At 71.4% G+C, this 26,297-nt stretch carries 21 protein-coding genes; 7 read left to right on the top strand and 14 right to left on the bottom strand.

All coding sequences use genetic code 11. The annotated features are described in order from the left end of the window. The first annotated feature begins 100 nt into the window (after positions 1–100). Together ABZT04_RS05190 and ABZT04_RS05185 are read left to right on the top strand one after the other, a co-directional pair. Positions 101–1,522, top strand: coding sequence for a PspC domain-containing protein (locus tag ABZT04_RS05190; RefSeq protein WP_356053134.1), 1,422 nt, complete (start codon positions 101–103; stop codon positions 1,520–1,522). Beyond that, entirely contained in the window at positions 1,509–1,751 is a 243-nt protein-coding gene (locus tag ABZT04_RS05185; protein WP_356053133.1) for a hypothetical protein, read from the top strand. The genes ABZT04_RS05190 and ABZT04_RS05185 overlap by 14 nt, the downstream gene beginning before the upstream one ends. Here ABZT04_RS05185 and ABZT04_RS05180 read toward each other — a convergent pair whose 3' ends face one another. After that, positions 1,752–2,282 carry a DoxX family protein gene (locus ABZT04_RS05180; RefSeq protein ID WP_356053132.1) on the bottom strand — a complete coding sequence of 177 codons (531 nt, stop codon included), beginning with the start codon at positions 2,280–2,282 and terminating at the stop codon, positions 1,752–1,754. A gap of 138 nt (positions 2,283–2,420) precedes the next feature. After that, positions 2,421–3,701 (bottom strand): hypothetical protein, encoded by a 1,281-nt coding sequence (locus ABZT04_RS05175; RefSeq protein ID WP_356053131.1) that lies wholly within the window; start codon positions 3,699–3,701, stop codon positions 2,421–2,423. A 152-nt stretch (positions 3,702–3,853) separates the two neighbouring features. On the opposite strand from ABZT04_RS05175, the gene ABZT04_RS05170 reads away from it, so the two are divergent. Continuing rightward, complete coding sequence (locus ABZT04_RS05170; protein WP_356053129.1) at positions 3,854–4,744, top strand: DUF4429 domain-containing protein; 891 nt, start codon at positions 3,854–3,856, stop codon at positions 4,742–4,744. Positions 4,745–4,749: 5 nt separating this feature from the next. Here ABZT04_RS05170 and ABZT04_RS05165 read toward each other — a convergent pair whose 3' ends face one another. After that, on the bottom strand, positions 4,750–5,544 hold the full coding sequence (locus ABZT04_RS05165; protein ID WP_356053127.1) for a class II aldolase/adducin family protein: 795 nt from the start codon (positions 5,542–5,544) through the stop codon (positions 4,750–4,752). Between the two features lie 118 nt (positions 5,545–5,662). On the opposite strand from ABZT04_RS05165, the gene ABZT04_RS05160 reads away from it, so the two are divergent. Further along, complete coding sequence (locus tag ABZT04_RS05160; protein ID WP_356053125.1) at positions 5,663–6,136, top strand: pyridoxamine 5'-phosphate oxidase family protein; 474 nt, start codon at positions 5,663–5,665, stop codon at positions 6,134–6,136. A gap of 3 nt (positions 6,137–6,139) precedes the next feature. On the opposite strand, the gene guaA is transcribed toward ABZT04_RS05160, so the two are convergent. Then, positions 6,140–7,711: a glutamine-hydrolyzing GMP synthase gene (gene guaA / locus ABZT04_RS05155; protein ID WP_356053123.1), complete on the bottom strand. Its 1,572-nt coding sequence runs from the start codon at positions 7,709–7,711 to the stop codon at positions 6,140–6,142. 292 nt (positions 7,712–8,003) lie between these two features. Between guaA and ABZT04_RS05150 the strand changes: the two genes are divergently transcribed. Further along, the gene (locus ABZT04_RS05150) at positions 8,004–8,261 is read left to right on the top strand and encodes a chorismate mutase (RefSeq protein WP_356053119.1); all 258 of its coding nucleotides are present in this window, start codon (positions 8,004–8,006) and stop codon (positions 8,259–8,261) included. A gap of 560 nt (positions 8,262–8,821) precedes the next feature. On the opposite strand, the gene ABZT04_RS05145 is transcribed toward ABZT04_RS05150, so the two are convergent. Next, positions 8,822–9,958, bottom strand: coding sequence for a hypothetical protein (locus tag ABZT04_RS05145; RefSeq protein WP_356053116.1), 1,137 nt, complete (start codon positions 9,956–9,958; stop codon positions 8,822–8,824). Between the two features lie 122 nt (positions 9,959–10,080). Here ABZT04_RS05145 and ABZT04_RS05140 point away from each other — a divergent pair, with 122 nt between their 5' ends. After that, the gene (locus tag ABZT04_RS05140) at positions 10,081–11,187 is read left to right on the top strand and encodes an LAETG motif-containing sortase-dependent surface protein (protein ID WP_356053114.1); all 1,107 of its coding nucleotides are present in this window, start codon (positions 10,081–10,083) and stop codon (positions 11,185–11,187) included. 75 nt (positions 11,188–11,262) lie between these two features. On the opposite strand, the gene ABZT04_RS05135 is transcribed toward ABZT04_RS05140, so the two are convergent. The 4 genes from ABZT04_RS05135 to ABZT04_RS05120 all read right to left on the bottom strand — a co-directional run bounded on the left by ABZT04_RS05135 (position 11,263) and on the right by ABZT04_RS05120 (position 17,244). Further along, the gene (locus ABZT04_RS05135) at positions 11,263–13,041 is read right to left on the bottom strand and encodes a GMC family oxidoreductase (RefSeq protein WP_356053112.1); all 1,779 of its coding nucleotides are present in this window, start codon (positions 13,039–13,041) and stop codon (positions 11,263–11,265) included. Positions 13,042–13,082: 41 nt separating this feature from the next. Then, positions 13,083–14,714 (bottom strand): succinic semialdehyde dehydrogenase, encoded by a 1,632-nt coding sequence (locus ABZT04_RS05130; RefSeq protein ID WP_356053110.1) that lies wholly within the window; start codon positions 14,712–14,714, stop codon positions 13,083–13,085. 104 nt (positions 14,715–14,818) lie between these two features. Beyond that, entirely contained in the window at positions 14,819–16,306 is a 1,488-nt protein-coding gene (locus tag ABZT04_RS05125) for a serine/threonine-protein kinase (RefSeq protein WP_356053108.1), read from the bottom strand. 44 nt (positions 16,307–16,350) lie between these two features. Further along, on the bottom strand, positions 16,351–17,244 hold the full coding sequence (locus ABZT04_RS05120) for an MBL fold metallo-hydrolase (RefSeq protein ID WP_356053106.1): 894 nt from the start codon (positions 17,242–17,244) through the stop codon (positions 16,351–16,353). A 102-nt stretch (positions 17,245–17,346) separates the two neighbouring features. Here ABZT04_RS05120 and ABZT04_RS05115 point away from each other — a divergent pair, with 102 nt between their 5' ends. Continuing rightward, positions 17,347–18,267, top strand: coding sequence for an AraC family transcriptional regulator (locus ABZT04_RS05115; protein WP_356053104.1), 921 nt, complete (start codon positions 17,347–17,349; stop codon positions 18,265–18,267). Here ABZT04_RS05115 and ABZT04_RS05110 read toward each other — a convergent pair. The 5 genes from ABZT04_RS05110 to ABZT04_RS05090 all read right to left on the bottom strand — a co-directional run bounded on the left by ABZT04_RS05110 (position 18,264) and on the right by ABZT04_RS05090 (position 26,258). Continuing rightward, a complete protein-coding gene (locus tag ABZT04_RS05110) occupies positions 18,264–18,605 on the bottom strand; it encodes a hypothetical protein (protein WP_356053102.1) in 342 nt (113 codons plus the stop codon). The genes ABZT04_RS05115 and ABZT04_RS05110 overlap by 4 nt on opposite strands. Beyond that, positions 18,602–20,224, bottom strand: coding sequence for a serine/threonine-protein kinase (locus ABZT04_RS05105; RefSeq protein WP_356053100.1), 1,623 nt, complete (start codon positions 20,222–20,224; stop codon positions 18,602–18,604). Before ABZT04_RS05105 ends, ABZT04_RS05110 begins: the two co-directional genes overlap by 4 nt. Positions 20,225–20,273: 49 nt before the next feature. Then, complete coding sequence (locus ABZT04_RS05100) at positions 20,274–21,890, bottom strand: serine/threonine-protein kinase (RefSeq protein WP_356053098.1); 1,617 nt, start codon at positions 21,888–21,890, stop codon at positions 20,274–20,276. A gap of 29 nt (positions 21,891–21,919) precedes the next feature. Continuing rightward, a complete protein-coding gene (locus ABZT04_RS05095) occupies positions 21,920–23,560 on the bottom strand; it encodes a serine/threonine-protein kinase (RefSeq protein ID WP_356053812.1) in 1,641 nt (546 codons plus the stop codon). 157 nt (positions 23,561–23,717) lie between these two features. After that, positions 23,718–26,258 (bottom strand): protein kinase, encoded by a 2,541-nt coding sequence (locus ABZT04_RS05090; RefSeq protein WP_356053810.1) that lies wholly within the window; start codon positions 26,256–26,258, stop codon positions 23,718–23,720. Between the last annotated feature and the right edge of the window lie 39 nt (positions 26,259–26,297).

The following is a 26,297-nucleotide window of genomic DNA, read 5'->3' as shown; positions in this document are numbered from 1 at the left end:
TGCCCTGATCTTCGAAAACGGCGGCCTGCGGGCGGATTTCAGGGTTCGGCCAGGGTCGTCCCGACTGCCATCGGGGCCTCGGGCCGGGCAGCATGGACGCATGACAGATCACGAGCGCGCCGCGACGGGTCCGGGACCCGGCTCCGGCCCGGGCCCGGCAGCGGGCGGCGGGCCGCAGGACGCCGTGCCCGGCGCGGGCGCCGCGTCGCCGCCGGGTGCCGCACACGGCGACCCCACCGCGGCCGCGCCTCCGCACCGCTTCCGGCGGGACCGGCGGTTCAAGGTGCTCGCGGGGGTGTGCGCCGGGCTCGGCCGGCAGTGCGACATGGACCCGGTGATCTTCCGGATCACGCTCGCCGTGCTCTCGGCGACGGGCGGCATCGGCCTCATCTTCTACGGCTTCGCCTGGCTCTTCGTCCCGTACGACGACGAGGAGGAGAACGAGGTCCGCAAGCTCTTCACCGGCCGGGTCGACGGCCAGGCCCTGGCGGCCGTGCTGTTCGCGCTGGTCGGCTGCGGTGTCTTTCTGTCGATGCTGAGCAACGCCAGCGTGCTCACCTTCGCGGTCGTCCTCTCCCTGCTGCTGGCCGGCGCTGGGTACTGGTCGCGGCAGCGCGGCGCCCCCGACCCCGACCCGCTGGCCGCGCAGGCGGTCGCCGACGCCCCTCCGGAGGCCCAGGCGCCACCGGTGCCCGCCTCCTACCCCTCCTGGTGGCGTGACCCGATCGTCAAGGACGGCACGCATGTCGGTGGCACCGGCTATCTGTGGGGTCCCGGAGACTCCCGCGGCCGTGACATCGCGGACGTGATCGACATCGGCCTCAGCCCCTCGTACGCGCACTGGCCCGAGGACCGGCGGACCCCTCGCCCGCCGGTTCCGAAGCCGCGCGGCCCGCGCTGGATCGGCGGCTGGGTGTTCCTCCTCGCCCTGTGCGCGGGCGGCCTCGGCACCGCCGTGAAGTGGGACGACCAGGCGCTCGGCACCAGCCTGCAGACGGGCCTGGCCTGTGCCCTCGTCGTGTTCGGCCTGGGCATCGCGCTGAGCGCGTTCCTGGGGCGTACGGGGGCGGGCTCGGTGTTCCTCGCGATCGTCACGGCCGGCCTGCTGGCCGCCTCGGCTGCCCTGCCCAAGGACCTCACCACCCACTGGGAGCGGCTCACCTGGCAGCCCGCGGCGGTGGCCGACGTACAGGCAAAGTACGACCTGGGGAACGGGGTGGGCACGCTCGACCTGACCCGGCTGCGGCTGACCAAGGGCCAGACGGTCGCGACGGACGCGGAGGTCGGCGTGGGGCAGTTGAAGGTGATCGTGCCGTCGGACGTGACGGTGGAGCTGAATGTGGACGTGGGCGTCGGGGACATCCAGTTGCCCGGCGACGACAAGAAGGACGTGGACGTGGAGCCGGGCAAGCACCAGCAGGTCACCCTGCCCCCGGCGGCGGGCGTCAAGAGCACCGGCACGCTGGACCTGGACCTCCAGGTCGGCGTCGGACAGGCGGAGGTCAGCCGTGCCGCGTCATGAGTTCCAGCCAGGGAAGCTGGTCGCCGGTCTCTTCTTCGTCGCCGCGGGCGTGGTCTACGCCGGGGACGCGGGCGGGCTGTGGGTGACCGAGTGGTTCGCGGTGATCCCGCTCGTCACGGTCGGACTGGTCCTGGCCGGCGTGGCGGCGGGTGTCAACGGGGCGGTCCGCAGACGCCGGAAGGCCGGCCGTACGAGCACGGCCGACCCCGGTGCTGAGATATCCGGCTGACTACCGGTAGCCGCCCGACCGTTGCCTGCGCCTGGCGCGGAGTGCCGCGTCCAGGGAGAACACGGAGGCACCCGCGAGGACGAGGGGCAGCCAGGCCATCAGATAGGCGAGGTCGTTGCCGTAGTAGTACGGACTGTTGGCCCAGCTGATGGTCAGCCACAGGCTGAGCGAGATCAGCGCTCCGCCGAGTGCCGCGAGGCGGGCGAACAGGCCGATCAGAGTGCCGATGCCGACGGCGAGTTCGCCGAAGGCGATGGCGTAGCCGAAGCCGACGGGGTTCTTCAGGGCCAGGTCCACCAGGGCCGGGATCGCCGCGGAGTCGCGGACCGCGCGCATCGTCTCGCCGATCGAACCGGCGCCGGAGGACTTCATGAAGGCACTGTCGGTGAGTTTGTCCAGGCCTGCATAGATGAAGGTGACGCCGAGGAAGACGCGCAGGGGAAGCAGAGCGTATCGGGTGGCGGTGTCCCGCCAGCTCCGGTCGCCGTCGAGGTAGGGGGTTTGTGTATCCATTCGAGTGCCGTGAGTCATCGCCCTTAGCCGCCTCTCGCCGCCGTTGACCCCTCAACAGACCATACGTACGAAAAGGGGGATCCGCTCAACCACGCTGCAACCAGTTTTCCCGATCTGGGCCCGACTCGGGCGATGGGCGGCCCGCTTCTGGCGGCGTCAGTCCGTGACGTCGACCGTGCAGGTGTTCGTCTCCACGCCCGCCGCCGTCACGACCTGGACCTCCACGCGTCCCGGCTCGACGTCGACGGGGACGGGCACGGTGAGGAGGGTGTCAGTGGGGTTGGAGAAGCCGCCGGTGACCGGGACCAGGGGGACATGGACGTTGACCGGGCCGATGCGAACGACCATGCGGGAGAGCCGGTCCGCGGTCTGGGCGCCGGGAGGTACGAAGCCGGCGCCGCGGATCTCGATGTCGTCGCCGGTGCGGATGGGGGCGTCCAGGTCGCCCGCCTCGCGGGAGCGCACCACCGAGAGGATGACCGGGCGGCCGCCCTCGGCGTACTTGCCGGCCAGGTAGGTCGCGGCCGAGATCAGCACGACCACCGCCAAGCCCCAGGGCAGGTCGGGCAGTTGGTCCGGGCGGCGGGCGAGGCGTACGGCGACGAAGACGAGGGCGACGGCGCTGATCACGACGTACTGGATGTCGGCGAAGGTCCCCCGGCCCGCGTCGTCGGTGAGGAGGTCGGCCGCGCGAGGACGGTCGGCCGGGATCTTCTGGAGGCGCTGGCCGAGGACACGCAGGCCGACGACCCGGCGCACGAGCACGGCGATCGCGCAGACCACGGCGAGGACGGTCACCACACCGGCGCCGCGCGCGAGTTCGAGGCCGGAGATGAGGGCGTCGCGTTCGGCGTGGTCGGAGGCGGCGGCGAGGCGGCCGGCCAGGACCAGCACCGCGTACGCGACGAACAGCACCCAGGAGACGGCCACCGCGCGGGAGGTCGACAGCCGGTTGTCCTCACCGATGACCGGCGCGAGCGCCCCGCCCCGCGCCCGGTGGAACCAGGAGGCGGCCGTCACCGCGCCGGCGACCACGAGCGCGGCCAGCAGCCCGGCCGTGCGGGCCGCCGTCCAGCCCGCGCCGATCGCGGTGAGCGACTGCACCAGCAGCAGCGTGACGAAGGCTCCCCACACCGCGAAGGCCGTGCGGTGCCACAGGCGCGCCAGCCAGGCGCCGCCCTCGGCGCGGCCGCGTTCGGCGACGTCGTCGGCGGACTGGGTCAGTTCGTCCGAGACCCACTGCCGGGAGGCGGACGCCGAGTGCGCCACCGCCGCGGGCAGTCCCTCGCCGGCCGCGAAGCCGTCCCGCTTGACGAGGAACGCGGCGACCGCGCGCCGATGCCCTTCCCGTGCTCCGTGCGGGCAGTCCCCGCAGGTGCAGCCGCCTCCGTGGGCAGCGACGTGCTCGCCGCCCTGTCTCGCCTCCTGCACCGCCACGCCCGATGCCTGCCTTCCCCACGGTGATCCGACACAACTCCCGCACGACAACAGCGGATTGTGCCCTACGGGACACGGCCCGCGGTCGGCAGGTCTGGTCAGCGCGGGTGAAGTGGCCGCCGCCGTGTTGACCCGGCTGCGAGAATTTCCCTATGGCCGAGATCATCCAGCGCGACGGGACCTGGGTCTTCGACGGCACAACGGTCCGGATCACGCCGGGACTTCACCGCTCCGTGCCGCTGTTCCGGCAGACGTACGGCGAGATCGCGGTGCCCCTCGAAGCCGTCGCGGGCGTCGTCTACGAACCGGAGCGCAAGCGCGGCCGGCTGCGGCTGAGGCTGCGCGAGGGCGCCGACCCGCTGCTCCAGGCGACCGGTGGACGGCTGCCGGACGCGGCGGATCCCTACCGGCTGATCGTGGACATCGACCGGTCCGGGATCGCCGAGTACGTGGCGGAGGAGATCCGGCACGCGCTGCTCCTCGACCAGATCCCCAAGGAACCCACCCGGACCTATCTCCTCCCCGGCCCGCCGGTCCCCGTCTCCGTCCGCTCCTCCGACGGCACGGTGTCCTTCGACGGCGCCCAGGTGCGCATCGACTGGGCCGACACCTCCGAACGCGTCAAGCGGGCGACCGGGCCGCGCATAGTCGCCGTGGGCGATCTCGTCCAGGTGGAGTGGCTGCCGAACTCCGGTTACGAGGACGGGTTCATGCGGTTCGTGACCCGCGAGACGGTGTTCTCCAAACTGCCGCCGGAGAAGGACCCGTACGCCCTCGATCTGTGGGGCAGCACCCGCCGCGATCTGCTCACCGCGCTGGTCGCGACGGCGGTGACCGCGCGGCTGCCGCACCCCTCGGCGCGGGAGCAGAACGGCGAGTCCACGGACCGGCCCCCGCACGCGGCCACCGTCCCGCCGCCGGCCGACCATCACGACGTGCTCCTGCGCAGACTGCGGGAGTTGGGCGAGCTGCACCGCGAGGGGGTGCTCACGGACGAGGAGTTCAGGATGACCAAGGCGGCCGTGCTACGGGGTTTCGGCTGAGGGCGTCAGCTCAGGAGGTCCGGCTCGCTGCGGCTGATGTCCTGCCACAGGGGCTGGTAGTTGATCCACGCGACCAGGTCGCCGCCGGTCTGTTCGCGGGTGGCGACGGCGAGTTTGTGGTCGATGAGCAGGGGCCGGCCGGCCGCCTTCGCGAGGAGCTGGACCTGGCAGGAGCGTTCCATGGACACGAACCACCAGGCCGCCGCGTCCACCGAGTCGCCCACGGTGAGCAGCCCGTGGTTGCGCAGGACCAGCGCCTTGCGGGAGCCCAGCGCGGCGGCGATCCGCTTGCCCTCCTCGGCGTCGACGGCGACGCCGCTGTAGGCGTCGTAGAGCGCGTGGTCCTCGTAGAAGGCGCAGCTCTCCTGGGTGATCGGGTCGAGGAAGTCGCCGAGGGCGGAGAGCGCCCGGCCGTGCACGGAGTGGCAGTGGGCGACCGAGACGACGTCCGGGCGGGCGGCGTGGACCTGGGAGTGCACGGTGAAGGCGGCCTGGTTCACGTGGTGGCGGCCCTGGAGCACCTGGCCGTCGGAGTTGGCCAGCACCAGATCGCTGACGGTGACGTGCCGGAAGGGCATCCCGAAGGGGTTGACCCAGAAGCAGTCGGTGAACTCGGGGTCGCGGGCGGTGATGTGCCCCGAGACCCCGTCCTCGAAGCCGAGCCGGCCGAACAGGCGCAGGGCGCCCGCGAGCCGTTCCTTGCGGTGCCGGCGTTCGTCCTCGGCCGACTCGTGCATCGGCGGCATGGCGAACCGCAGCCGGTCGGTGGGCAGGGGGGAGGGCGGCGTCGGCCCGTGCATCGGTCCTCCAGCACTGGGTTTGTTGTAAGGGCGGAAGTTACCGCCGGTCGGTCGAAAAGGGCAGTGCCGATCTGTAAAGACGACAGAGGTTGTCGGTTATCGGCGGAACACTCGCCGTATGACAGCGAACTGGGCCGCCTTCACCGCGGCCGAACCGGACCTCGCCACGACGGTCGAAGAGCGTTTCGGCGCCTTCACCCACCACGTTCTCGCGACCCTGCGCAAGGACGGGTCGCCGCGTACGGCCGGGCTCGAAGTACGGTTCCTGGACGGCGAGTTGTGGCTCGGGATGATGCCCGACTCGCTCAAGGCACTGGATCTGCGGCGCGATCCGCGCTTCGCGCTCCAGGCGAACCCGGGGGCGGGCACGGAGATGGGCGGCGGGGATGTGCGGGTCGCCGGGCGGGCGGTGGAGGTGACGGATGCCGGGGCGAAGGGGGCGTACAGCAAAGAGGTGGAACCGCCGGAGCCGTTCCACCTCTTCCGCACCGAGCTGACGGAGGTCGTGCGGACCTGCGTCGAGGACGAGAAGTACCTGGTCGTCCAGATCTGGACGCCCGGGGTGCCGGTGCGCACCATCAGGCGTACCTGAGGGCTACTCCCACTCGATGGTCCCCGGCGGCTTGCTCGTGATGTCGAGGACGACCCGGTTGACGTCGGCGACCTCGTTGGTGATCCGCGTCGAGATCTTCGCGAGGACGTCGTACGGCAGCCGCGACCAGTCGGCGGTCATGGCGTCCTCGGAGGAGACGGGACGCAGAACGATCGGGTGGCCGTAGGTGCGGCCGTCGCCCTGGACGCCGACGCTGCGGACGTCCGCGAGGAGGACCACCGGGCACTGCCAGATGTCACGGTCGAGGCCGGCCGCCGTCAGCTCCTCGCGGGCGATGGCGTCGGCGTCGCGGAGCAGGTCGAGGCGGTCCTTGGTGACCTCGCCGACGATCCGGATGCCGAGTCCGGGGCCCGGGAAGGGCTGGCGCTGGACGATCTCGTCCGGCAGGCCCAGCTCCTGGCCGACCATCCGGACCTCGTCCTTGAACAGCTTGCGGAGCGGTTCGACGAGTCGGAATTCGATGTCCTCGGGGAGGCCGCCGACGTTGTGGTGCGACTTGATGTTGGCCGTGCCGGTGCCGCCGCCGGACTCGACGACGTCCGGGTAGAGCGTGCCCTGCACCAGGAAGGCGACCTCGGGCCCCTCGTCCGCGATGATCTCGGCCTGCGCCTGCTCGAAGACGCGGATGAACTCGCGGCCGATGATCTTCCGCTTCTGCTCGGGGTCGGAGACCCCGGCGAGCGCGGTGAGGAAGCGCTCCTCCGCGTCCACGACGACCAGCTTGACGCCGGTCGCGGCCACGAAGTCCTTCTCGACCTGCTCGGTCTCGCCCTTGCGCATCAGACCGTGGTCGACGTAGACGCAGGTGAGCTGGTCGCCGATGGCACGGGCGACGAGGGCGGCCGCCACGGCGGAGTCGACACCGCCGGACAGACCGCAGATCGCGCGCTTGTCACCGACCTGCTCGCGGATCAGGGCGACCTGCTCGTCGATGACGTTGCCGGTCGTCCAGTCCGGGGTGAGGCCCGCGCCCCGGTACAGGAAGTGCTCCAGGACCTGCTGGCCGTGCGTGGAGTGCATGACCTCGGGGTGGTACTGGACGCCGTAGAGCTTCTTCTCGTCGTTCTCGAAGGCGGCGACCGGGACGACGTCCGTGGACGCGGTGACCGTGAAGCCCTCGGGGGCCGCGGAGCAGGCGTCGCCGTGGGACATCCACACCGACTGCTCGTCCGGGGTGCCCTCGAAGAGCGTGGAGGACGACCGGGAGACATGCAGCGGCGTACGGCCGTACTCGCGGGCGCCCGTGTTGTCGACGGTGCCGCCGAGGGTGGTCGCCATGAGCTGGAAGCCGTAGCACATGCCGAAGACCGGGACGCCGGCCTCGAAGAGGGCGCGGTCGAGGCGGGGGGCGCCCTCCGCGTACACCGACGAGGGGCCGCCGGAGAGGATGATCGCCGCCGGGTTCTTGGCGAGCATCTCCGCGACCGGCATGGTGCTCGGCACGATCTCGCTGTAGACCCGGGCCTCGCGGACGCGACGGGCGATGAGCTGGGCGTACTGCGCGCCGAAGTCGACGACCAGGACGGTGTCGGGGGCGGGGGTCGCTGCTGACACGGGGGCCTTCCGGCGGTGGGGCGGGGTCTGTGGTTACCGATTCTAACGGGGCTGGCCTGGGACGCCTTGCCGTGCGCTGGATATCCCGACCGCGGTGGCTATACTCGCCGCATGCTCACGCACCCGACCTTCCTCTTTACCTATGGCACCCGGCCCGCCGGCTGCCATGGTCGTACTGCTTGAGCCACTGACAAGCGACTTCCCAGGCGCCCCGGGCCGACAAGGCCCGGGGCGCCTGTCGTTTCCCGGGTCATGTCGCTCCGGGGCGGCCTTTCCGACGAGGAGCCCCCTGATGACCGCCACCACCCCCGAGCAGACCATCGCCGACGCCCGCGAGCGCATCGACGCCCTGGACGACCGGATCATCGGCCTGATCCAGGAACGGGTCGCCGTGTCCGCCGTCGTCCAGCAGACCCGGATCGCCTCCGGCGGCCGGCGCGTGCACCTGTCCCGTGAGAACGAGATCCTCAGCCACTACAGCGAGGCGCTCGGCAAGCCCGGTACGGCCCTGGCGATGACGCTGCTCGAACTGTCCCGGGGTCGTATCTGAGTTCGGGCCCGCTCTCACCCGTACGGCGCGTGACCGCCCCGCGGACCGCTTCGTTGTGGTGATGTCCGTGCCAGCCAGGGACGGGCCCGAAAGAACCACGCGTGGCTCGCTGGGGCGATAGACGTACGGATCGTGCCGTATGTCGTGGGACCTCGCTCCAGGGTCGTGACCGGACGGCAGGGGACAGCAGCCCGGTCACCCAAGAGAACGGTCGGCTCCGGGGACGCCCGGGGCCGCCCGGCGGAAAATGCAAAAATGCACAAAGCCGGACCGAACGGTTGCGAAGGCCGCGTCCATCGAGCACGATGCCTAGAAGGCCCCCGAGCCCCAAGTCCCAGTCCAGACAACCGCATTGCAGTGCACTGTCCCACCGCCAAAGGTCGAGACCAAGCGCGCGCCCCGTGTGCGCCGGGGCGCCGACCCAGGGCACTCGAGACAAGCGGCGCAACCCCCCGGCGCCGCTCCCAGGCACCGGCGCTGCCCTGACGTCGGTGCTGACGGAGAAGGGCCCCGCGGCTCCGTCCCGCGGGGCCCTTCGCTTGCCCGTCGTCCGGTGGGCGTCAGGTCCGGCTCACCGTCCCGCAGGTCTCGTCGCCCTGCTCCTGGCCGAGGTCCTTGCTGCGGTCGTACGGGTCCGTCGTCGGGCCCGTGGGAGAGGCTCCCGTCGGCTCGGCCGAGGGGAAGTCCGGGTGGAAGTAGCCGTCGTAGATCTGGCAGGCCGTGTTGCCGAAGTCGGAGTCGTAGTTGACGACGCTGAGGCGGCCGGAGGTGACCTGGTAGCGGGCGGGGTCGAGGAGTTCGAGGTCGAGCACGCGGCGGACGATGGTGCGGGTGACCTCGGTGGAGCCGTCGGTGCGGACCACCGGGTAGACGAAGGTGTAGTCGGCGTGGATCTCGACGCCGGAGTGCTCGCTCTTCTTGAAGGTGATCCGGCCGCGCGTCTTCACGACGTCGCCGACCAGCCGCACCTCCTGGGGGTCGAAGCGGCTGAAGAACAGCAACGGGTCGTTGCTCTTGGCCGGGGTGCTCAGGGACGTGGTCAACCGGTCGACCATCCCGGGCTGCTTGGGGTCCAGCACCGAGAGCGCGGCGGTCGGGCGGTCACCGCGGAGTGTCGTCGGGGCGAGGTTGGCGTCGACGAGGAGCTTCTGGGCCTGCTGGAGGGCGAGTTGGACGCGGTCCTTGGAGAACGTCCCGATGGCCGTCGCCTTCGGCAGGACGATGCCGGCCTTGCCGTCGGCCCAGTTCAGCGCTGGTGAACCGGCGAACGGCCGGTCCAGGGTGGGGGTTTCGGGGTCCACGGCGGAGGGCGCGGCGGTCGGGGCGGCGGTCTCCGGCGCGAGGGGGGTGACCCCGGCCTCCGACGCGTTGTCGCCCTTGTTGAAGGGGTCGCCGGGCAGCAGTGACGGTTTCATCGCCACCACCGCGACGGCTGTCGCGAGCGGCACGCCGAGCACGGCCCACACCCGGCGCCTGCGCCGGGCCCTCCCGTTCATCTGCTGCCAGGCCGGGCCGGTGCGCCACCCCTCGGGCTGTTCGCTGTTCTTCAGTCGCTCCGTCACCTGACGTGCGCGGGCGGACGGTTCCTTCGGCGCGGAGGCGCGGATGTCCCGCTCCGTGTCGCGGGCGAACTGTTCCCAGACATCGTCGGGGATCTCCGGGGTCGAGGACGGTTCCTCGGCAGGCTTGTCAGACACGTCCCCAAGTTCTAGACGTTCCGAAAGCCTGTTCACAAGAAGAACTTGGGTGTGACACAGCCCACATAAGAATCAGGTGAGAGTCCGCACAACCCTTCACAGGTTTCCCGGGTCTCACCTGCATGACCAAGGGCCACACCCGCGCCCCACACGCGGAGCCCTCCACCCCGCGTGCTGCGCTGTCGCAGCACACCGGACTTCTTGAGGACTTCATGAAGCTTCGCCGTGCCATGGCCGCGGCGGCCGCGACGGCCGCCATCGCTCCACTCGCCCTGCTGTCCGCGCCGGCCGCGTTCGCGGACGAGTCGCCGTCGGCGGGCTCGACCGAGAGCGCGAGTGCGAGCGCGAGCACGAGCGAGACGGCGTCCCCGACGGCCACGGTCACCCCGTCGACCTCCGACACCTCCTCGCCGACCGGCACCACCGTGCCCACCGCCACGGCCACGGCCACGTCGTCCGCGAGCAGTTCCGCGTCCGCCACGCCCACCACCACGGCCGAGCCGACCGGTGAGCCCACGGACCCGGACGTGCCGTTCTGCGAGGACCTGGACGAGGACTTCTCCGACGCCAAGGTGTCCGCGGACATCAAGGGCCTGCCCGGCAAGATCGTCGCGGGCGACGGCTTCCACAGCTTCAAGCTGACCGTCACCAACGACTCGAAGACCACGGTCGACGGCGTCGCCTTCTACGCCGAGGTCGAGAACTACGAGCTGGACGAGTCGAAGTACCTGAGCCCGTACGTCGACCTGGAGTTCAAGAACCCCGAGTCCGGCTCCTGGGAGCGCATCGGCGACGACGACTGGGCCGGTGACTACTTCTTCTACGTCAACGAGCTGAAGTCCGGGAAGAGCGAGACCGTCTCCCTGCGCGTCAGCATCAGCGCGAAGGCCCCGGCCGGCGACGCCTACTCCTTCGGTTCCGGCGCCTACCTCGACAACGTCAAGGGCCAGGACTGCATCGCCGAGGGCTGGGCCCAGTACGACTTCGAGGTCCTGAAGGCCGGCTCCAGCAACACCGACCCGGGCAGCGCCACGCCGAGCGACGGCGACAAGGACACCTCGGTGAAGAAGCCGCAGGGTGACGTCTCCGAGCTGCCGACCGGCAACCTCGCCGAGACCGGCTCCAGTTCCGCGCTGCCGGTGATCGGCCTCGTGGGCGGTGCGGCGGTCGTCGCGGGTGCCGCGACGGTGGTCATGGTGCGTCGGCGCAAGAGCGGGGCGAGCGCGTAACACGTAGCTCGCCGAACGAAGAAGGACCTGCGCTCGGAGGGGGGCGCAGGTCCTTCTGTCTGTCCGGATCCTCCGCTACGGCTTCGGTGGCACCGTCGGCATCCCGAGGAACGGCAGCTTGAGCGCGCCGAACGCGCCCTCCGGGACCGCCGGTTGACGCGGTTCCACCGGCTCCAGGCGTTCGTACGGCAGCCCCTGCTCCGGGCGCGGGTCCTGCTCGCCCTTGTTGGGCCAGTACGACATCGCGCGCTCGGCCTGTGCCGTGATGGTGAGCGACGGGTTGACGCCGAGGTTCGCGGAGACCGCCGCACCGTCGACCACCGAGATGCCGGCGTGGCCGTAGAGGCGGTGGTACGGGTCGATCACGCCGGTCTCGCGGGAGGCGCCGATGGGGCAGCCGCCGAGGAAGTGCGCGGTGAGCGGGGTGCCCATCAGTTCGCCGACGTTCGAGCCCGCGAAGCCGTTGATCTCGGCGGCGATCGCGGTCGCGCCCTCCGAAGCCGCCTTTATCTGCTTGGGGTTGGGGGCACCGTGTCCCTGACGGGCCGTCAAAAGCCCTTTGCCGACGCCGTCCGGTTTCAGGTACGTCGTCAGGGAGTTGTCCAGCGACTGCATCACCAGACCGATGATGGTCCGCTCCGACCAGCGGCGGTTGGAGAGCGAACGGAGGACCAGGAGCGGGTGGCGGGCCGCGCTCGACAGCCAGGCCAGCACCCTCGACGAGCCCTCCGCGTACGGGACTTGGAGGATCGAGAGGCCGCCCATCGAGTTGGAGCCCTTGCCGTAGCGGACCGGTTCGATGTGGGTGTTCGCGTCGGGGTGGATCGAGGACGTGATGGCGACGCCGCGCGTGAAGTCGACCCGGGGCTCGCCGGTGGCCTTGCGGTAGCGGCGGCCGGTCGTCTGGGCGCCGACCAGCGCCTCGGAGTTGGTACGGGTCAGCTCGCCCAACTTGCCTGATATGTACGGCAGTTGGCCGCCCGCCTTCATACGGTGCAGGAGGGTCTGGGTGCCGTAGGTGCCGGCGGCGAGGACGACCCGGCGGGCCTTGAAGGTCTTCCCCTCGGCTGTGCGGCGCGCGTCGGTCGGCAGGGTCGCCACCGCGTAGCCGCCCTGCGAGTCGTCGGTGACCGACACGACCGTCGTCATCGGGTGGACCACGGCGCCCGCCTTCTCGGCGAGGTAGAGGTAGTTCTCGTTGAGGGTGTTCTTGGCGCCGTGCCGGCAGCCCGTCATGCACTCGCCGCACTCGGTGCAGGCCTTGCGGTCCGGGCCGGCGCCGCCGAAGTACGGGTCGGCGACCCGCTCGCCGGGCCGGGCCTTCGCCGTGCCCTCGGCGTCCTCGCCGTCGCCGAAGAAGACGCCGACCGGGGCCATGTGGAAGGTGTCGCCGACGCCCATCCGCTGGGCCGCGGCCTTCAGATGGACGTCGGAGGGGGTCATCGTCGGGTTGAGCCGTACGCCGAGCATGCGGCGGGCCTGGTCGTAGTACGGGCCCAACTCCTCCTGCCAGTCCGTGATGTCACGCCACTGCGGGTCCTCGAAGAACGGCTTCGGCGGGACGTAGAGGGTGTTGGCGTAGTTGAGCGAACCACCGCCCACGCCCGCGCCCGCCAGCACCATGACGTTGCCCAGCAGATGGATGCGCTGGAGGCCGTACATGTTGAGCTTGGGGGCCCACAGGTAGTTCTTCAGGTCCCAGGAGTTCTTGGGAAGGGTGGCGGGGGTGAAGCGGCGGCCTGCCTCCAACACGCCTACCGTGTAACCCTTTTCGGTCAGGCGCAGGGCGGTCACGGAGCCGCCGAAGCCGGAGCCGACGACTATCACGTCGTAGTCGTAGGTGTCCTGGGGCACGAATTCTCCTCGTTGAGTCTCGGCCTGTTACCTGTTGCCCGTCACCTGAGCCGGAATGCCTTCATCACCCGGAGGCTGGTGCTCATGAACGCGGCGTACTTCTCGTCGTCCATCCCCAGCGAGGGCGCCATCGGCAACAGCCGCTGCTGCGCGACCGTCTGGGCCTCCGTGTACTTGAGGATGCCCTCGGAGCCGTGGCGTCGACCCAGACCCGAGTCCTTCATGCCGCCCATGGGGGACTGCACGCTGCCGTAGGCGGGGGCGTAGCCCTCATTGACGTTGACCGTGCCGGTGCGCAGCCGGGCGGCGACCGCGCGGCCGCGGCGGCCGTCCTTCGTCCAGACCGAGGAATTCAGGCCGTACGACGTGGAGTTGGCCTGCTCCACCGCCTCGTCCTCCGTCTTGAAACGGTAGACGGAGACGACCGGGCCGAAGGTCTCCTCGCCGCAGACCGACATGGGGGCCGCTACGCCGTCCAGGATGGTCGGTTCGAAGAAGTACGGGCCGATGTCCGGGCGGGCCACACCACCGGCCACCACCTTGGCGCCCTTGGCCACGGCCTCCTCGACATGCCGTGTCACCGTCTCCAACTGCCGCTCCCCCACGAGCGATCCCATGTCGGCGCCGTACGCGAGGGACGTGCCGAGACGCATCCCCTTCGTGCGGGCGGCGAAGCGCTCCAGGAAGGCGTCCGCGATGGACTCGTGGACGTACAACCGCTCGATGGAGATGCAGAGTTGGCCGGCGGAGGAGAAGCAGGCGCGGACCGCGCCGGCCGCCGCCTTCTCGATGTCGGCGTCCTCCAGGACCAACATGGCGTTCTTGCCGCCGAGTTCGAGGGAGACGCCGACCAGGCGGGCGGCGGCGCCCTGGGCGACCTCGCGGCCCGTGCGGGTGGAGCCGGTGAAGGAGACGTAGTCGGCGTGCTTGACGATCTCGGGGCCGACGACCGGGCCCTCGCCGAGGACGATCTGGAAGACGTCGGCGGGCAGACCGGCCTCGATGAGGAGGTCGCGCGCCCACAGCGCGGTCAGGCAGGTCTCGGTGTCCGGCTTCATCACCACCGCGTTGCCCGCCACGAAGGCCGGGAGGGCGTCGCCGACGGAGAGTTCGAGGGGGTAGTTCCAGGGGGCGATCTGGCCCACCACCCCACGCGGGTGGCGGAGTTCGGTGACCTTGGTGAGGGTCGGGACGGCGCCGGTGTGCCGCTTCGGGCGGAGGTAGGCGGGGGCCTTGCGGCCGTAGTGGCGGGCCGCGACGGCGACGGCCTGCACCTCCTCGTGCGCGTGCAGCCGCGCCTTGCCGGTCTCCAGTTGGATCAGGTCGAGGACCTCGGCCTGCCGGGCGAGGACCAGATCGTGGAAGCGGAGCAGGACCGCAGCGCGCTGCCGGACCGGCGTGTGCTCCCACAGGGCCTGCGCGGCGCGCGCCGCGTCGAAGGCCTTGGCCACGTCCTCGGGGGTGGACTCGGGCAGGTCGGCGAGCTTCTCACCGGTGAACGGCGTGTGGTTCGCGGTCCGGCCGGAGCCGACCACACCCTTCGTGAGCTGGGCGACCAGCTCCGGGGTGACCACATCGGCGGCGGTACGGGCGCCTGTGGGGGCCGGCGCGAGGGGGTTCGTGCCGGTCGTCGTTTCCGTACCGGTCTTTTCCGGGGCCTGCGAGTCCGTCATGTGCGGCAGGGTATGCCGCGACGGAGGGTTTGGGTACCCGTGGGTAATCGGGATTCACCGAGTACTCACATCGCGCCAGTGTTCACTGGCAACCAACGCGCTGATCAGGGCGTTATGAGGGTGAGCCGAGCACGGGCGCCCTTGAAGAGCGCGGTGCCCTTCTTCTCGTCCCGGGTGCCCTTGGGCATGTCCACGCGCAGCTCGTACATGCGGTGGTCGGAGGTGCGGACGATCAGGGCCATGACGCGGGTGGGGACGCCGGACCGTTCGTCGACGGTGTCGGCGAGGACGGCGTCCTTGTTCCCGCGGAAGCTGGTGCGGGTGTACTGGGGGTTGGACGCGCCCTCCCCCAGGGAGTGGGCCTCGACGAGCGGCACGAGGGCGACCCCGTCCCATTCAGTGAGGCTGACCCGGAGCTCGCCGGTGCCGTAGGTGACGGTACGGGTGCCCGGTGCCGTCCGCGCCTGGAGTTGCTTGTACGGGGCCGGGAGGCGGAGCACGGCGGACATCGCCTTCGGCCGGTGCGCGGTCCAGGAGTCGCCGGTGTCCCTGAGGCCGTGGACGACGATGCCGAGGACCAGAGCCGCGAGGAGGAGTATCCCTACGCCGAGGAGCGGGGCGCGGCGGTAACTGGAGCGTGCGCGAGGGAACTTGGGCTCGGGTTCTTCGGGCTCGGGCTCGGGCTCGGGCTCGGGCTGCGGTACTGCATCGGCGTCCGCATCCGCATCGGCGGTCGGCGGCTCCGGGGCGGTCACGTCCCTTCCCCCGGCCACCGCCTCCAGGACCGCGCCGACCTCCTCCGGTCCCGGCCGCGCCTCCGGGTCCCGTGCCAGCAGCCGCAGGATCAGCGGTCCGAGGGGGCCCGCCCGGGTGGGCTCGGGCGGGTCGCCGGCGAGGATCGCGCCGAGGGTGGACTCCACCGTCGTACGGCGGAAGGGGGACGCCCCTTCGACGGCCGCGTACAGGAGTACGCCCAGGGACCACAGGTCGGAGGCCGGGCCCGCGCCGGTGCCCGACATGCGCTCGGGGGCGATGAACTCGAGTGAGCCGACGAACTCCCCGCTGGCGGTGAGGGATTCCTCGCCCTGTATGTGCGCGATGCCGAAGTCGGTGAGGACGACCCGGGCATGGGGGCCGAGCAGGACGTTGGCGGGTTTCACGTCCCGGTGCACGATGCCCACGGCGTGCGCGGCGCGCAGGGCGCCGAGGACGGAGAGGCCGATGCGCGCGGAGTCGGCGGGGGTGAGGGGGCCGCGCCCGAGCAGTTCGTGCAGGGACTCTCCGCGCACCAACTCCATGACGATCCAGGGGAGTTCGTCCTCGATGACGACATCGTGGATGGCGACGGCGGAGGGGTGGTCGACCCGGGCGGCGGCGCGGGCCTCGCGGTAGAGCCGGTGGGCGGCGCGCTGGAACGCCTCGTCCTCCGGATCGCCGGGCAACCGCGGCTGCTTGACGGCGACTTCACGGTCCACGAGTTCGTCGAACGCCCGCCATACGGTGCCCATGCCGCCGGACCCGATCCGTTCGAGCAACCGGTAGCGACCGCCGACCAGACGTCCGTCGCGCACCTGTTCGCCGACTTCGCTCATGCCCCATGAGTACCGTGCGGGACACGGCCTTGTCGACGAGCCTCCTACATCCCGTCCACCAGCGTGTCGCCGGCCCGCCCCACCCGCGCGACACCCGAACCGCCGAAGTGCGCCGGAATCACCAACTCCCCTTCATCCGCGGCCCGTTCCAACACCCGTCGCCTACTGTCCGCGGCCTGCCGGGGATCGAGACAGAAGCAACTGCTGCACTCGGGATGCGCGATCTGGACCGGACTGTGCAGCAAGTCCCCGACGAACACCGCCCGTTCACCGCCGGAGGAGACCCGGAGGACGGACGAACCGGGGGTGTGCCCGGGTGCGGACTCCAGCGTCAACTGCTCGTCGACGCGGTGGATGCCGTCCCACAGGGTGGCCAACCCGGCGCGGTGCACGGGCGCGACACTGTCCTCGTAGATCAGACGGTCGTCGGGCCGTACCGCACCGCCGTAGTGGTTCTCGGGGCCGAAGTGGAAGTCGTCGACGGCGGGCAGGAGATAGCGCGCGTTGGGGAACATAGGCACCCAACTCCCGTCCACATCATGGGTGTTCCAGCCGACGTGATCCCCGTGGATGTGCGTGTTGACGACGACGTCGACCTCCTCGGGCCGTACGCCGGCCCGTGCCAGTTGCCCCGGGAGGTCGCCCCGGCTCATGTGGAACAGCGGATTGCCGGGCCGTTCCCGCCCGTTGCCGACCCCGGTGTCGACGAGCACGGTCCGCCCGGCGCTGCGCAGCACCCAGGTCTGGAGCGCCACGACCGCGCGGTCGGTGTCGGGGTCCCAGTGGCCGGGGGCGAGCGCCTCGCGGTTCTCCTGCCACACCTCGGGCGGCAGGTCGGGGACGAGGGTACGGGCGGGGGCGTAGGGCCTCGCCCACTCGACGACGCGGACGACTTCGACGTCACCGATCGTCAGGGGCTGTGTGGTGTCCTCGGTCATGGCAACGAGCGTAGGGAGGGCAAGGTGAGTATCTCAATGCGCGCACTTCTCGTCTTGATACGCGAACGTCTCACCGGTGCCGCTCTGGCGTACTGTGCCCGTATGGATGTGGTGAGCGACGCGATCTCCGCCGTGCGGACCGGGCGGCCCTCCTCCAACCGGCTGCTGGTGGGCGGCAGTTGGTGCACACGGCTCGCGCCGTACGAGGGCGCGGGGTTCCATGTGGTGCTCGCGGGAAGCTGCTGGCTGGTGCCCGACCGGGGCGGCGAGGCGCTGACGTTGGGCGCGGGTGACGTCGTCCTGCTGCCGCACGGAGCGGGGCACGTACTGGCGGACTCGCCAGGCGACACCGCGCGGGCGGTGCCGTTCGAGGAGATGCGGCGGCCGACCGGGGACGGCGGGCGCGAGGTCGAACTGCTGTGCGGCAAGTACCGACTGGACCGGAGCCGCACACATCCGCTGATGGCGGAGCTGCCGGAGGTGGTCCATCTGCCGAACCGGGTCGGCCACCACCCCGAACTGCGGTCCGCCGTGGACCTGTTGGCCCGGGAGCTGGACGAACGGCGGCCGGGGGCCTGCCTGGCGCTGCCGAGCCTGCTCGATCTGCTGCTGATCTACATGGTGCGGGCGTGGATGAGCGAGGCGGAGACGGGCAGTTGGCCGTCGGTTCTGAACGACCCGGTGACGACCGCCGCGCTCCGGGCCCTGCACTCCGACCCGGCCGCGCCCTGGACCAACGACCGGCTGGCCGCGGCCGCGGGCGTGTCCCGGGCGACGCTGGCCCGCCGGTTCACCGCGCTGGTGGGGCGGGCGCCGATGGCGTATCTGACGTGGTGGCGGCTGACGTTGGCGGCGACCCGGCTGCGGGACACGGACGCCTCGCTCGCGACGGTGGCCCGGGAGGCGGGGTACGGCAGTCCGTACGCGCTGTCGCACGCGTTCAGCCGGGAGTTCGGGGTGACTCCGGGGAGGTACCGGGGAGCGGTGCGGGAAGACGCACCCGCCCAGTCGCCCCGTAGCTAATCGTCAGCGTCATCCGGGTCGTCGTACTCCTCCGCGAGCCGCAGCCCGAGGTCCGACTCCCATTCCAGGGCCCACAGCCGGAGTTCCGCGATCTCGGCCGCGCCGAGCCCATGGGCGGCGAACTCCTCGTCGCTCACCCAGACCACGCTCTCCAGCCGGTCGCGCAACCCGAAGAGGTCGAAGTCCGTCTCCTCGTCCGCGAGCGCCAACTGCTCCAGCTCGATCACGGAGTAGTGGCGGCCGGCGGCGTACACGTCGACCACATCGCCGGGCAGCCCCCGGTCGCCGAGCGCGCGCACGCTCAGGACCGCGACACCGGCGTCCGTAGCGCCGCTCACAGCCGGTCGACGTCCAGGTTCGCCATCGCCGCCTTCGCGACCTCGCGGCCACGGGCCGTGAAGTCGCCTTCGCCGGGATAGGTGATCGTGAGGCGGTACATGTCGCCGGCGGTGGTCTTGTAGTAGAGGATCTGCACCTCACAGGGCAGGGGATTCTGGCTGTCGTCGGTCACACAGGTGATCGTGTTCGTGGCGGAGGGCTTGCCGCGGTACGTGCCGGTCGGCTTCGGGGCGGTCCGCGCGCCCTTCGCGATGTCGAGGTCGCTGCTGCCGCCCTCCTTGAACTCGCCGTTGTCGTCGTACATCTGGGCGGCCGCCGAGTCCTTGATCTCGCCGAGGGTGTCCTCGGACTTCTTGTCGAGGGCCAGGCCGATCGAGATGCTGCCGCTCGGGTCGGTGTACGTGATCCAGTGGCCCTTGTCGGTCTTGCGGTCGGGGAGGCCCGGCCGGTACGCGGCGGGGACCGCGAGCGTCGCCTCGACATCCGCCACGTGGTGCTTCTTCCAGCCGTCCGGGAGCGTCCGCGACCCCGCGAACGGGTTCGCGATCACCAAGTACGCCGCCACCGCCGCCGCGACGAGCCCCGCACCGAGCCCGAACCACACCTTGCGGCCGGGCCGGCGCGCACCGCCGGGTCGTTCGACGTACCGCACCTCCTGCGTCGGCACCGGTGCCGACGGGTTCGCCACCGCTTCGAGTACGGCACGCACCTGGGCGGCGTTCGGGCGGCGCGCCGCGTCCTTGGCGAGGAGGCCGGTGATGAGGTCGGCCAGCGGGCCAGGCGCCGAAGCCGGCGGCGCGGGCGTGGCGTTGAGGACCGACTGAAGGGTGGCGGGGGTGTTGCTGCGGCGGAACGGGGAGACGCCCTCGGTCGCCGCGTACAGGACCACGCCGAGGGACCACAGGTCGGAGGCGGGGCCGGGGCGCTGGCCCAACACCCGTTCCGGGGCGATGTATTCGGGCGAGCCGACGAAACCGCCGGTGTCGGTCAGGTTCGTCTCGCCCTCGATCTGAGCGATGCCGAAATCGGTCAGGACGACCCGGTCGTACCGGCCGAGCAGGACGTTGTCCGGTTTGACGTCACGGTGCAGGACGCCCGCCGCGTGCGCCGCTTCGAGTGCGCCGAGCACCTGGAGGCCGATCCGGGCCGCGTCGCGCGCGTCGAGGGTGCCCTCCTGCAACACGTCACCCAGCGAACGGCCGGTCACCAGCTCCATCACGATCCACGGACGGCCGTCGACGACGGCCACATCGTGCACGGTCACCACGGCCGGGTGGTCGAGCCGGGCCGCCGCGCGGGCCTCGCGGCGCATCCGCTCGAACGCGTTGTCACGTTCACGTTCGGGAAGGTGGTCCGGCACGCGGGGTTCCTTGACGGCGACCTCGCGGTCCACCGTCTCGTCCTTGGCGCGCCACACCGTGCCCATACCGCCGTGCCCGAGCTTGCCGAGCAGCCGGTAGCGCCCGGCGATCAGACGTCCGGTGCCGGGTTCCCGGGCGGGCGCCGGTATCTGCGGCCGCGGCGGTTGCGATGACTGCGGCGGCTGCGGTAGCGGCGGTTGCAGAACAAAACTCGTCGTGTCGTCGGTCTGGCCGCCCTGTCCCCCATTGCTGCTCATGGGTCCATCCATATCGCGAGGACCACTCCCGCATCCACTGTTGGATCGGTTATTGGGTCGGTCCGAAGGTGTCCAGCGCGACGTCGAAGTACTCCTTCGCCTCCCGCACCTTCCCGACCGGCGCCGACACCCACACGTCGTACATCCGGCCGTCCTGCTCCCAGCACATGTCGTACGTGTGCCGGGCCCCCTCCGCCGTCGTGAAGCCGTTCCAGGTGAACTCCCAGAGCGCGGCGGGGTGTCCGTAGTGGGTGGTGTCCGTGACCTTGCCGTCGTGGTAACCGGGGTTCGTGGCCGCCCCCTTGGCCGCCGCGCTCTTCATCACCGCGAGCGGGCCGCCCGTCTCGGGGTCGGACATCTTGATGCCGAGGCGGAAGGTCTGCCCCGGTGACATGTAGAAGATGCGCTCGCCCTGCGGTACGCGCACGAAGTCCTCCGGTACGGCGAGCGAGAAGCCGTCGGGATCGCGGGCAACACGGTAACCGGAGGGCGCGGTGGGGGTGTTGGCGGTCGCCGAAGGGGAGGGAGTGGGGGACGCCGGTGCCGACGTACCGGTACTCGTCGAGGTCACCGGCGCCGCACCCCCGGCGCCTCCTTCTCCGTCCCCGCGCATCAACAACGCCGCCGCCGACACCCCCGCCCCCGCCATCGCAGCGACCAGCAACGCGGCCACGAGCACACCGCGCGTGGACCGCCGAGGGGACTGCTGCTCCGCCGTAGGAGAAGGCGAGGAGGTCGGTGATGGCGCCAACTTCGGCCGGGGTACATCCCGTTGAGTCGGTGTGTAGCCGGGCACCGGCCGCCCCGCGTGGCCGGATACCGCGTTCGGCGTGCTCCCGGTGTCCAGGAAGGCGCGCAGCATCCGCTCCGCCTCCGCCGCCTCCAGCCGCCGTTCCGGATCGCGTTCGAGCAGTCCTCGTACGACGGGAAGCAGTGGCCGTGCCTGCTCGGGCGGGCGGATCTCGGCGATGACGACCGCGTGCAGGATGCCGCCCAACGAGTCGCGGCGGAACGGCGATTCACCGCTCAGCACCGTGCACAGCAGCGCACCGAGCGACCACAGGTCGGAGGCGGGGCCGGTCCGCGCGCCGGACATCCGCTCCGGCGCGGTGTACTCGGGCGAGCCGACGAACGCGCCGTTCTCGGTGAGTGTGGTGGCGCCCGCGACCTGCGCGATACCGAAGTCGGTGAGGACGACACGGTCGCCGGAGGCTTCCAGCAGGACGTTGGCGGGCTTGATGTCACGGTGCAGGACCCCGGCCGCGTGCGCCGTGCGCAGCGCGCCGAGCAGGGCGACCCCGATCCGGGCGGCCTCGGTGGCGTCGACCGGGCCACGGGTGGAGATCCGGTCGGCGAGGGAGCCGCCGTCGAGCAACTCCATGACGATGTAAGGCCGTTCGTCCTGCTCGACGACGTCGTGCACGACGATGATGTGCGGGTGCGTCAACTGCGCGACCGCCCGCGCCTCGCGCAGGGTACGGTCCCGCTGCTGCCGGGCCTCCTCCTCGGAGAGGGAGTCGTCCTGGGCTATCTCCTTCACGGCGACCTGCCGCCCGAGGAGTTGATCGGTCGCCCGCCACACGATGCCCATGCCACCGCGCCCGAGCCGCTTCTCCAGCCGGTAACGCCCGGCGATCACCCGGGCGTTGTCCCCCTCGGTCCCCATGCGCACCATCATGACGCACCCGGAAGCGGTCAGCCCGAGTCCGGACTCCAGCTCTGCAGGACCGACTTGAACTGTTTGCTCGTCGTCGCCCAGTCCGCGGCCGGACTGGACATGTAGAGCGCGTACTCGATCCCGTCACGGGACATGTACGTCTCCTCGATGGCCCGCCGCGGTCCCGGGTAGGGCGTGTCCTTCGCCTGCGCGGTCCAGGTGTAGTCCCACAGGGAGCCCGGACGGTCGCGGTAGGTGTTCGTCTCCAGGGTCACCCGGTGGTAGGCGACGAGGCGTTGGAGCTGCACTTCGAGGTCGAGCTGGTGGGCGTTCGCGGTGGGGAAGTCCGGGGATGTGTCGATGGCTATGCGGATGAAGTGCTTCTCGTTGTCCGGCGAGTAGTCGACCTGCCTGATGCCGTCGGAGTCGCCGTAGACCTTCCGCGTCCAGCCCTTGGGGAGCGATATGTCGAAGCCCCAAGGGTCGTGGTAGACCTCCCAGCTGGCGGGATCCGAGCTCTGTGGTGTAGCGGTGTTCGAAGTGGGGCTCGGCGACGACGACGCGGACGGGGTGCTGCCCTGGCCCTGAACCTGGTCCCGGTCCTGGTTCCACTTCTGCAGCCCCAGCGCCGTACCGCCGCCGACCAGCGCGGCGAGGACGACCACCAGGACGACCGAACGGAACCGGCGGCGCTTCGGCGGATCCGGCGCGAGGGCCGAGAGGGAGACGGGCGGTGTGTTCTGGTACGTGGACCCCGTGGCCGACGGGTACGGCGTCGTACCCGTGCCGGGTGTGTCCTGCGCGAACCCGCCCTGGCGCGAGCCCACTTGCTGGGTCGGCAGCCACTCCTCCGCCGCTCGCGGGCGCCGCCCCTCGGCCGCCTCCGCGAGCATCTGCTCGGCCTGGTCCGCGTCCGGCCGCAGGGCCGGGTCCTTGTTGAGCAGCGCGGCGATGACGGGCGCGAGCGCACCGGCGTACCGAGATTCACCGGCGTCCTCCTCAACCACGGCCTGCATGGTGGAGAGCGGCGAGGTGCGGCGGAACGGCGAGCGGCCCTCGACGGCCGTGAAGAGCGTGGCGCCCAGCGCCCACAGGTCGGAGGACGGTCCCGGGTCGGCGCCGCGGACGCGCTCGGGGGCGAGGTAGTCGACGGACCCTACGACCTCTCCCGTACGGGTGATGGTGCTGTCGCCCTCGATCTGCGCGATGCCGAAGTCGGTGAGCAGCACCCGCCCGTCCCGCCCGAGCAGGACGTTGCCGGGCTTGACGTCACGGTGCAGGACACCGGCGGCGTGCGCGGCGCGCAGCGCGCGCAGCACCCACAGGCCGATGCGCGCGGCCTCGGCCGGCTCGACGCGGCCGCGCTCCTTGACCTCGTCGGCCAGCGAGTTGCCCTCGACCAGCTCCATGACGATCCATGGGCGGCCGTCGTGTTCGAGTACGTCGTGGACGGTGACGACGGCGGAGTGGTTGATCCGCGCGGCGGCGCGCGCCTCGGCGCGGGTGCGCGCCAGGAGTCTCGGCTGGTCGCTCTCGGACACGTAGAGCGCGGCGGTCAACTCCTTGATGGCGACGACCCGGTGGAGCACCTCGTCGTGCGCACGCCACACTCGGCCCATGCCGCCGCTGCCGATCGATTCGGCCAGCCGATAGCGCCCCGCCAGGAGCAGGCCCTGCATCTGATTCACGTTTCCCCGCAATGCTCTTGACAGGCTCAGCGTAAGGAACGAGCCTCCGGCAGGGAACCATCGGGGTGCCACGGAGACAGCACTGTGACTGTTGTCGCTTTTACAGCCAAACATGAACCGCCGGACTCCGGCGCGCCGCCTGTACGGATCACCCGGTGTACTGATAGGTCGACGACGCCTGGTCGTACAGCCGTGTCACCTCGTCCCGTTGGGCCTCCGGGCCGCGGACCTGCACGATGTGGTACCGGCCGTCGATGAGGAACGCCATGTTGCGTACGAACAGATCGCCGCCCTGGCTGTCCGTCCAGGTGAACTGCCCCTCGGCCATGGTCTTTCCGCCGACCGTGATGGTCCGCAGCCCGGTGGCCGTGGCCCAACTGGAGGCACGGTAGGGCGCCAACTCGCGCTCCGTGTCCCGCTGGTACACCATCGGATCGCTGCCGTACTTCGAGGCGCTGTCCCGCCCCGGCACGACGATCAGCTCGAAACCGCCGTGGGAGTAGACGACTTGGCCGCTGCCGTTCTTCGGCGTACGGGTCCAGCCCTTGGCCACGGCGATCTGGAACCCTTCGGAGTCCTTGCGCAGCACGAAGCCGTCGGCGACGTCCGAGCCGGTCGAGCCGGTCTGCGTACCGGTCGAACCGGCCGGCTGGGAAGGGGTGTTGGAGGCGGCGGGCGAGGTCTGGTCGGGCTGCGGCTGACTGCTCGCCTCGGCCGAGGACTGGCTGGGCGCGGGACTGACGTCCCCCGCGGCCCCCGTCCGGTCCCCCTGCCCCGCGCCGCTGTCCTGACCGGACTTGGGCAGGAAGAGCATGGCGTACGCGACCGCGCCGGCCAGCAGGAGCAGGATGAGGATCAGCAGGGTCCGGCCCAGTCGGCGCGGCGACCCGGTGACCTCCTGCTTGGCCCGCTTGTGCCGCCCGTGCGGACTGGTCGCGGGCAGCCCGGCCCGCCGCCTGCGCACCAGCTCGCCGCGTCGCCGGACGATCGGCAGCCGCCTCGGGTCGGTCGGCGGGGTGGCGACGACATGGGCACCGGCCTCGGGCTCGGGCGCCGAGCGCACCAACGACCGCAGCCAGCCCCGCAGTTCCTCGAAGCCGAGCCGCTCGGTCGGGTCCTGCCGCAGCAGCGACTCCACGACCGGGCGCAGCGGCCCGCACTCCTCCGCGAAGGCGGGCGGCTCCGCGCACACGAGCTGCACCAGCTCGGCGGTCGACTCCTCCGGATAGGGCGCGTGCCCCTGTACGGCCCGGAAGAGCAGCGCGCCGAGCGCCCACAGGTCGGTGGCCGGGCCGATCGGCGCGGCCAACTGCCAGTTCTCGTGCACCGGTACGGCCTGCTCCGGCGACCAGCGCTCGGTGACGGGCCCCACGACCGTCATCCGCACCTGCCGCGCCCGCTCGGCGGCCAACGCGGTGGCGGGCCCACGCCTGATGGGAGCACCGGCCGCGGCCAACTCGTCCCAACGGGCAGGCGGATGCGGAGAGTTACCAGCAACCGGGGTGGGCGGCACCGGCCCGTCGAGGCGAGGGGTGACGACGGGCGGCACGACCGGCTGACCTGCGGTCGTGAGCGCGCCGTAGGGACCGGCCTGCGACGGTACGGCGCCGCCGCCCGCCTGCTGAGGACCCGTCCGGTCGCCCTGCTCTGCCGGAACCGCGCCACCGACACCGGGGCGCGGCACGGCACCGTGCCAGGCGGCGGTGTTGCGGACCCCGTAGGGGTCGGCGATCTGTCCCGGAGGCGTACTGCCGGGCGTGTGCTCCACACCATTGCCCGCGTACGGCAGTCCGGCCGCGCCCTGCTCGCCCTCGGCGGCGGGCCGGGCACCGGGCAGCGCCGGGCGACCCGCCTGCTGGGCCTCCTGCACCCGGGCGGCGGCTCGCGCACCCGCCCGGTACGCGGCGATCGCACCGGCCCGCGCGGCCCGGACGTCACCGCCGGTGTCCGGCTCCCTGCGGGCCAGCGCGGCGGAGGACCCGCCCCCGCCCGCGTTCTCCACACCGACCCCGGGCAGCCCTCCGGCGGCCCGCGCCTCGATCGCGGCCCGCCGAGCGGCCTCGGGATCCACACCCGTCGGACCTACGGCAGCGGCGGGCGCACCGGCACCGGGTCCGCCCCGCGCACCGCCGAACCCGATCGCCCCACCACCGGCTCCGCCGCCACGGGAGTCACCAGGGACTGCGGGAACCGTAGAACCGCTGGGAGCGGGCGAACCGCCCGGAGCCGAAGAGACCGCGGGAACCACCGCCCCGCCCCCGTCCTCGCCTTCCTGGGCCGGCACCGGGTCGTAGCCGCACAGTGCCTCCTCCGCCGCGCCCACCGCTAACCCGGTGAGCATCACCCGACCGTCGTCGCAGACCAGTACGGTGCGCGCGGTGATGTTCCGGTGCACCCAGCCGTGCGCGTGCAGCACCCGCAGCGCCATCAGCACATCGGCGGCGACCTCGGCCGCCCGATACGGCGACAACGGCTTCTCGGCGAGCAGCGCGGACAAGGGCTGGGCGGACACCAGTTCGCTCACTATCCACAGCGAGCCGCCCTCGGCGAACACGTCGAAGACCTGGTCCAGCCGGGGATGGTCGGGGATCCGCGCCGCGGCCTGCGCGGCCTCGACGGCACGCCGGACCGCCTCTTCGACGGTCAGCAGGACCAAGGACGGGTCGGCGAGGTCTGGGACAGCGGTCAGGACTCGCGGGTCAGCCACGGGTGGGTTCTCCTTCCGTGC

It is taken from the genome of Streptomyces sp. NPDC005492 (assembly GCF_040605995.1).
Classification (GTDB): Bacteria; Actinomycetota; Actinomycetes; order Streptomycetales; family Streptomycetaceae; genus Streptomyces.
This window is presented reverse-complemented; position numbering and strand designations above follow the sequence as displayed.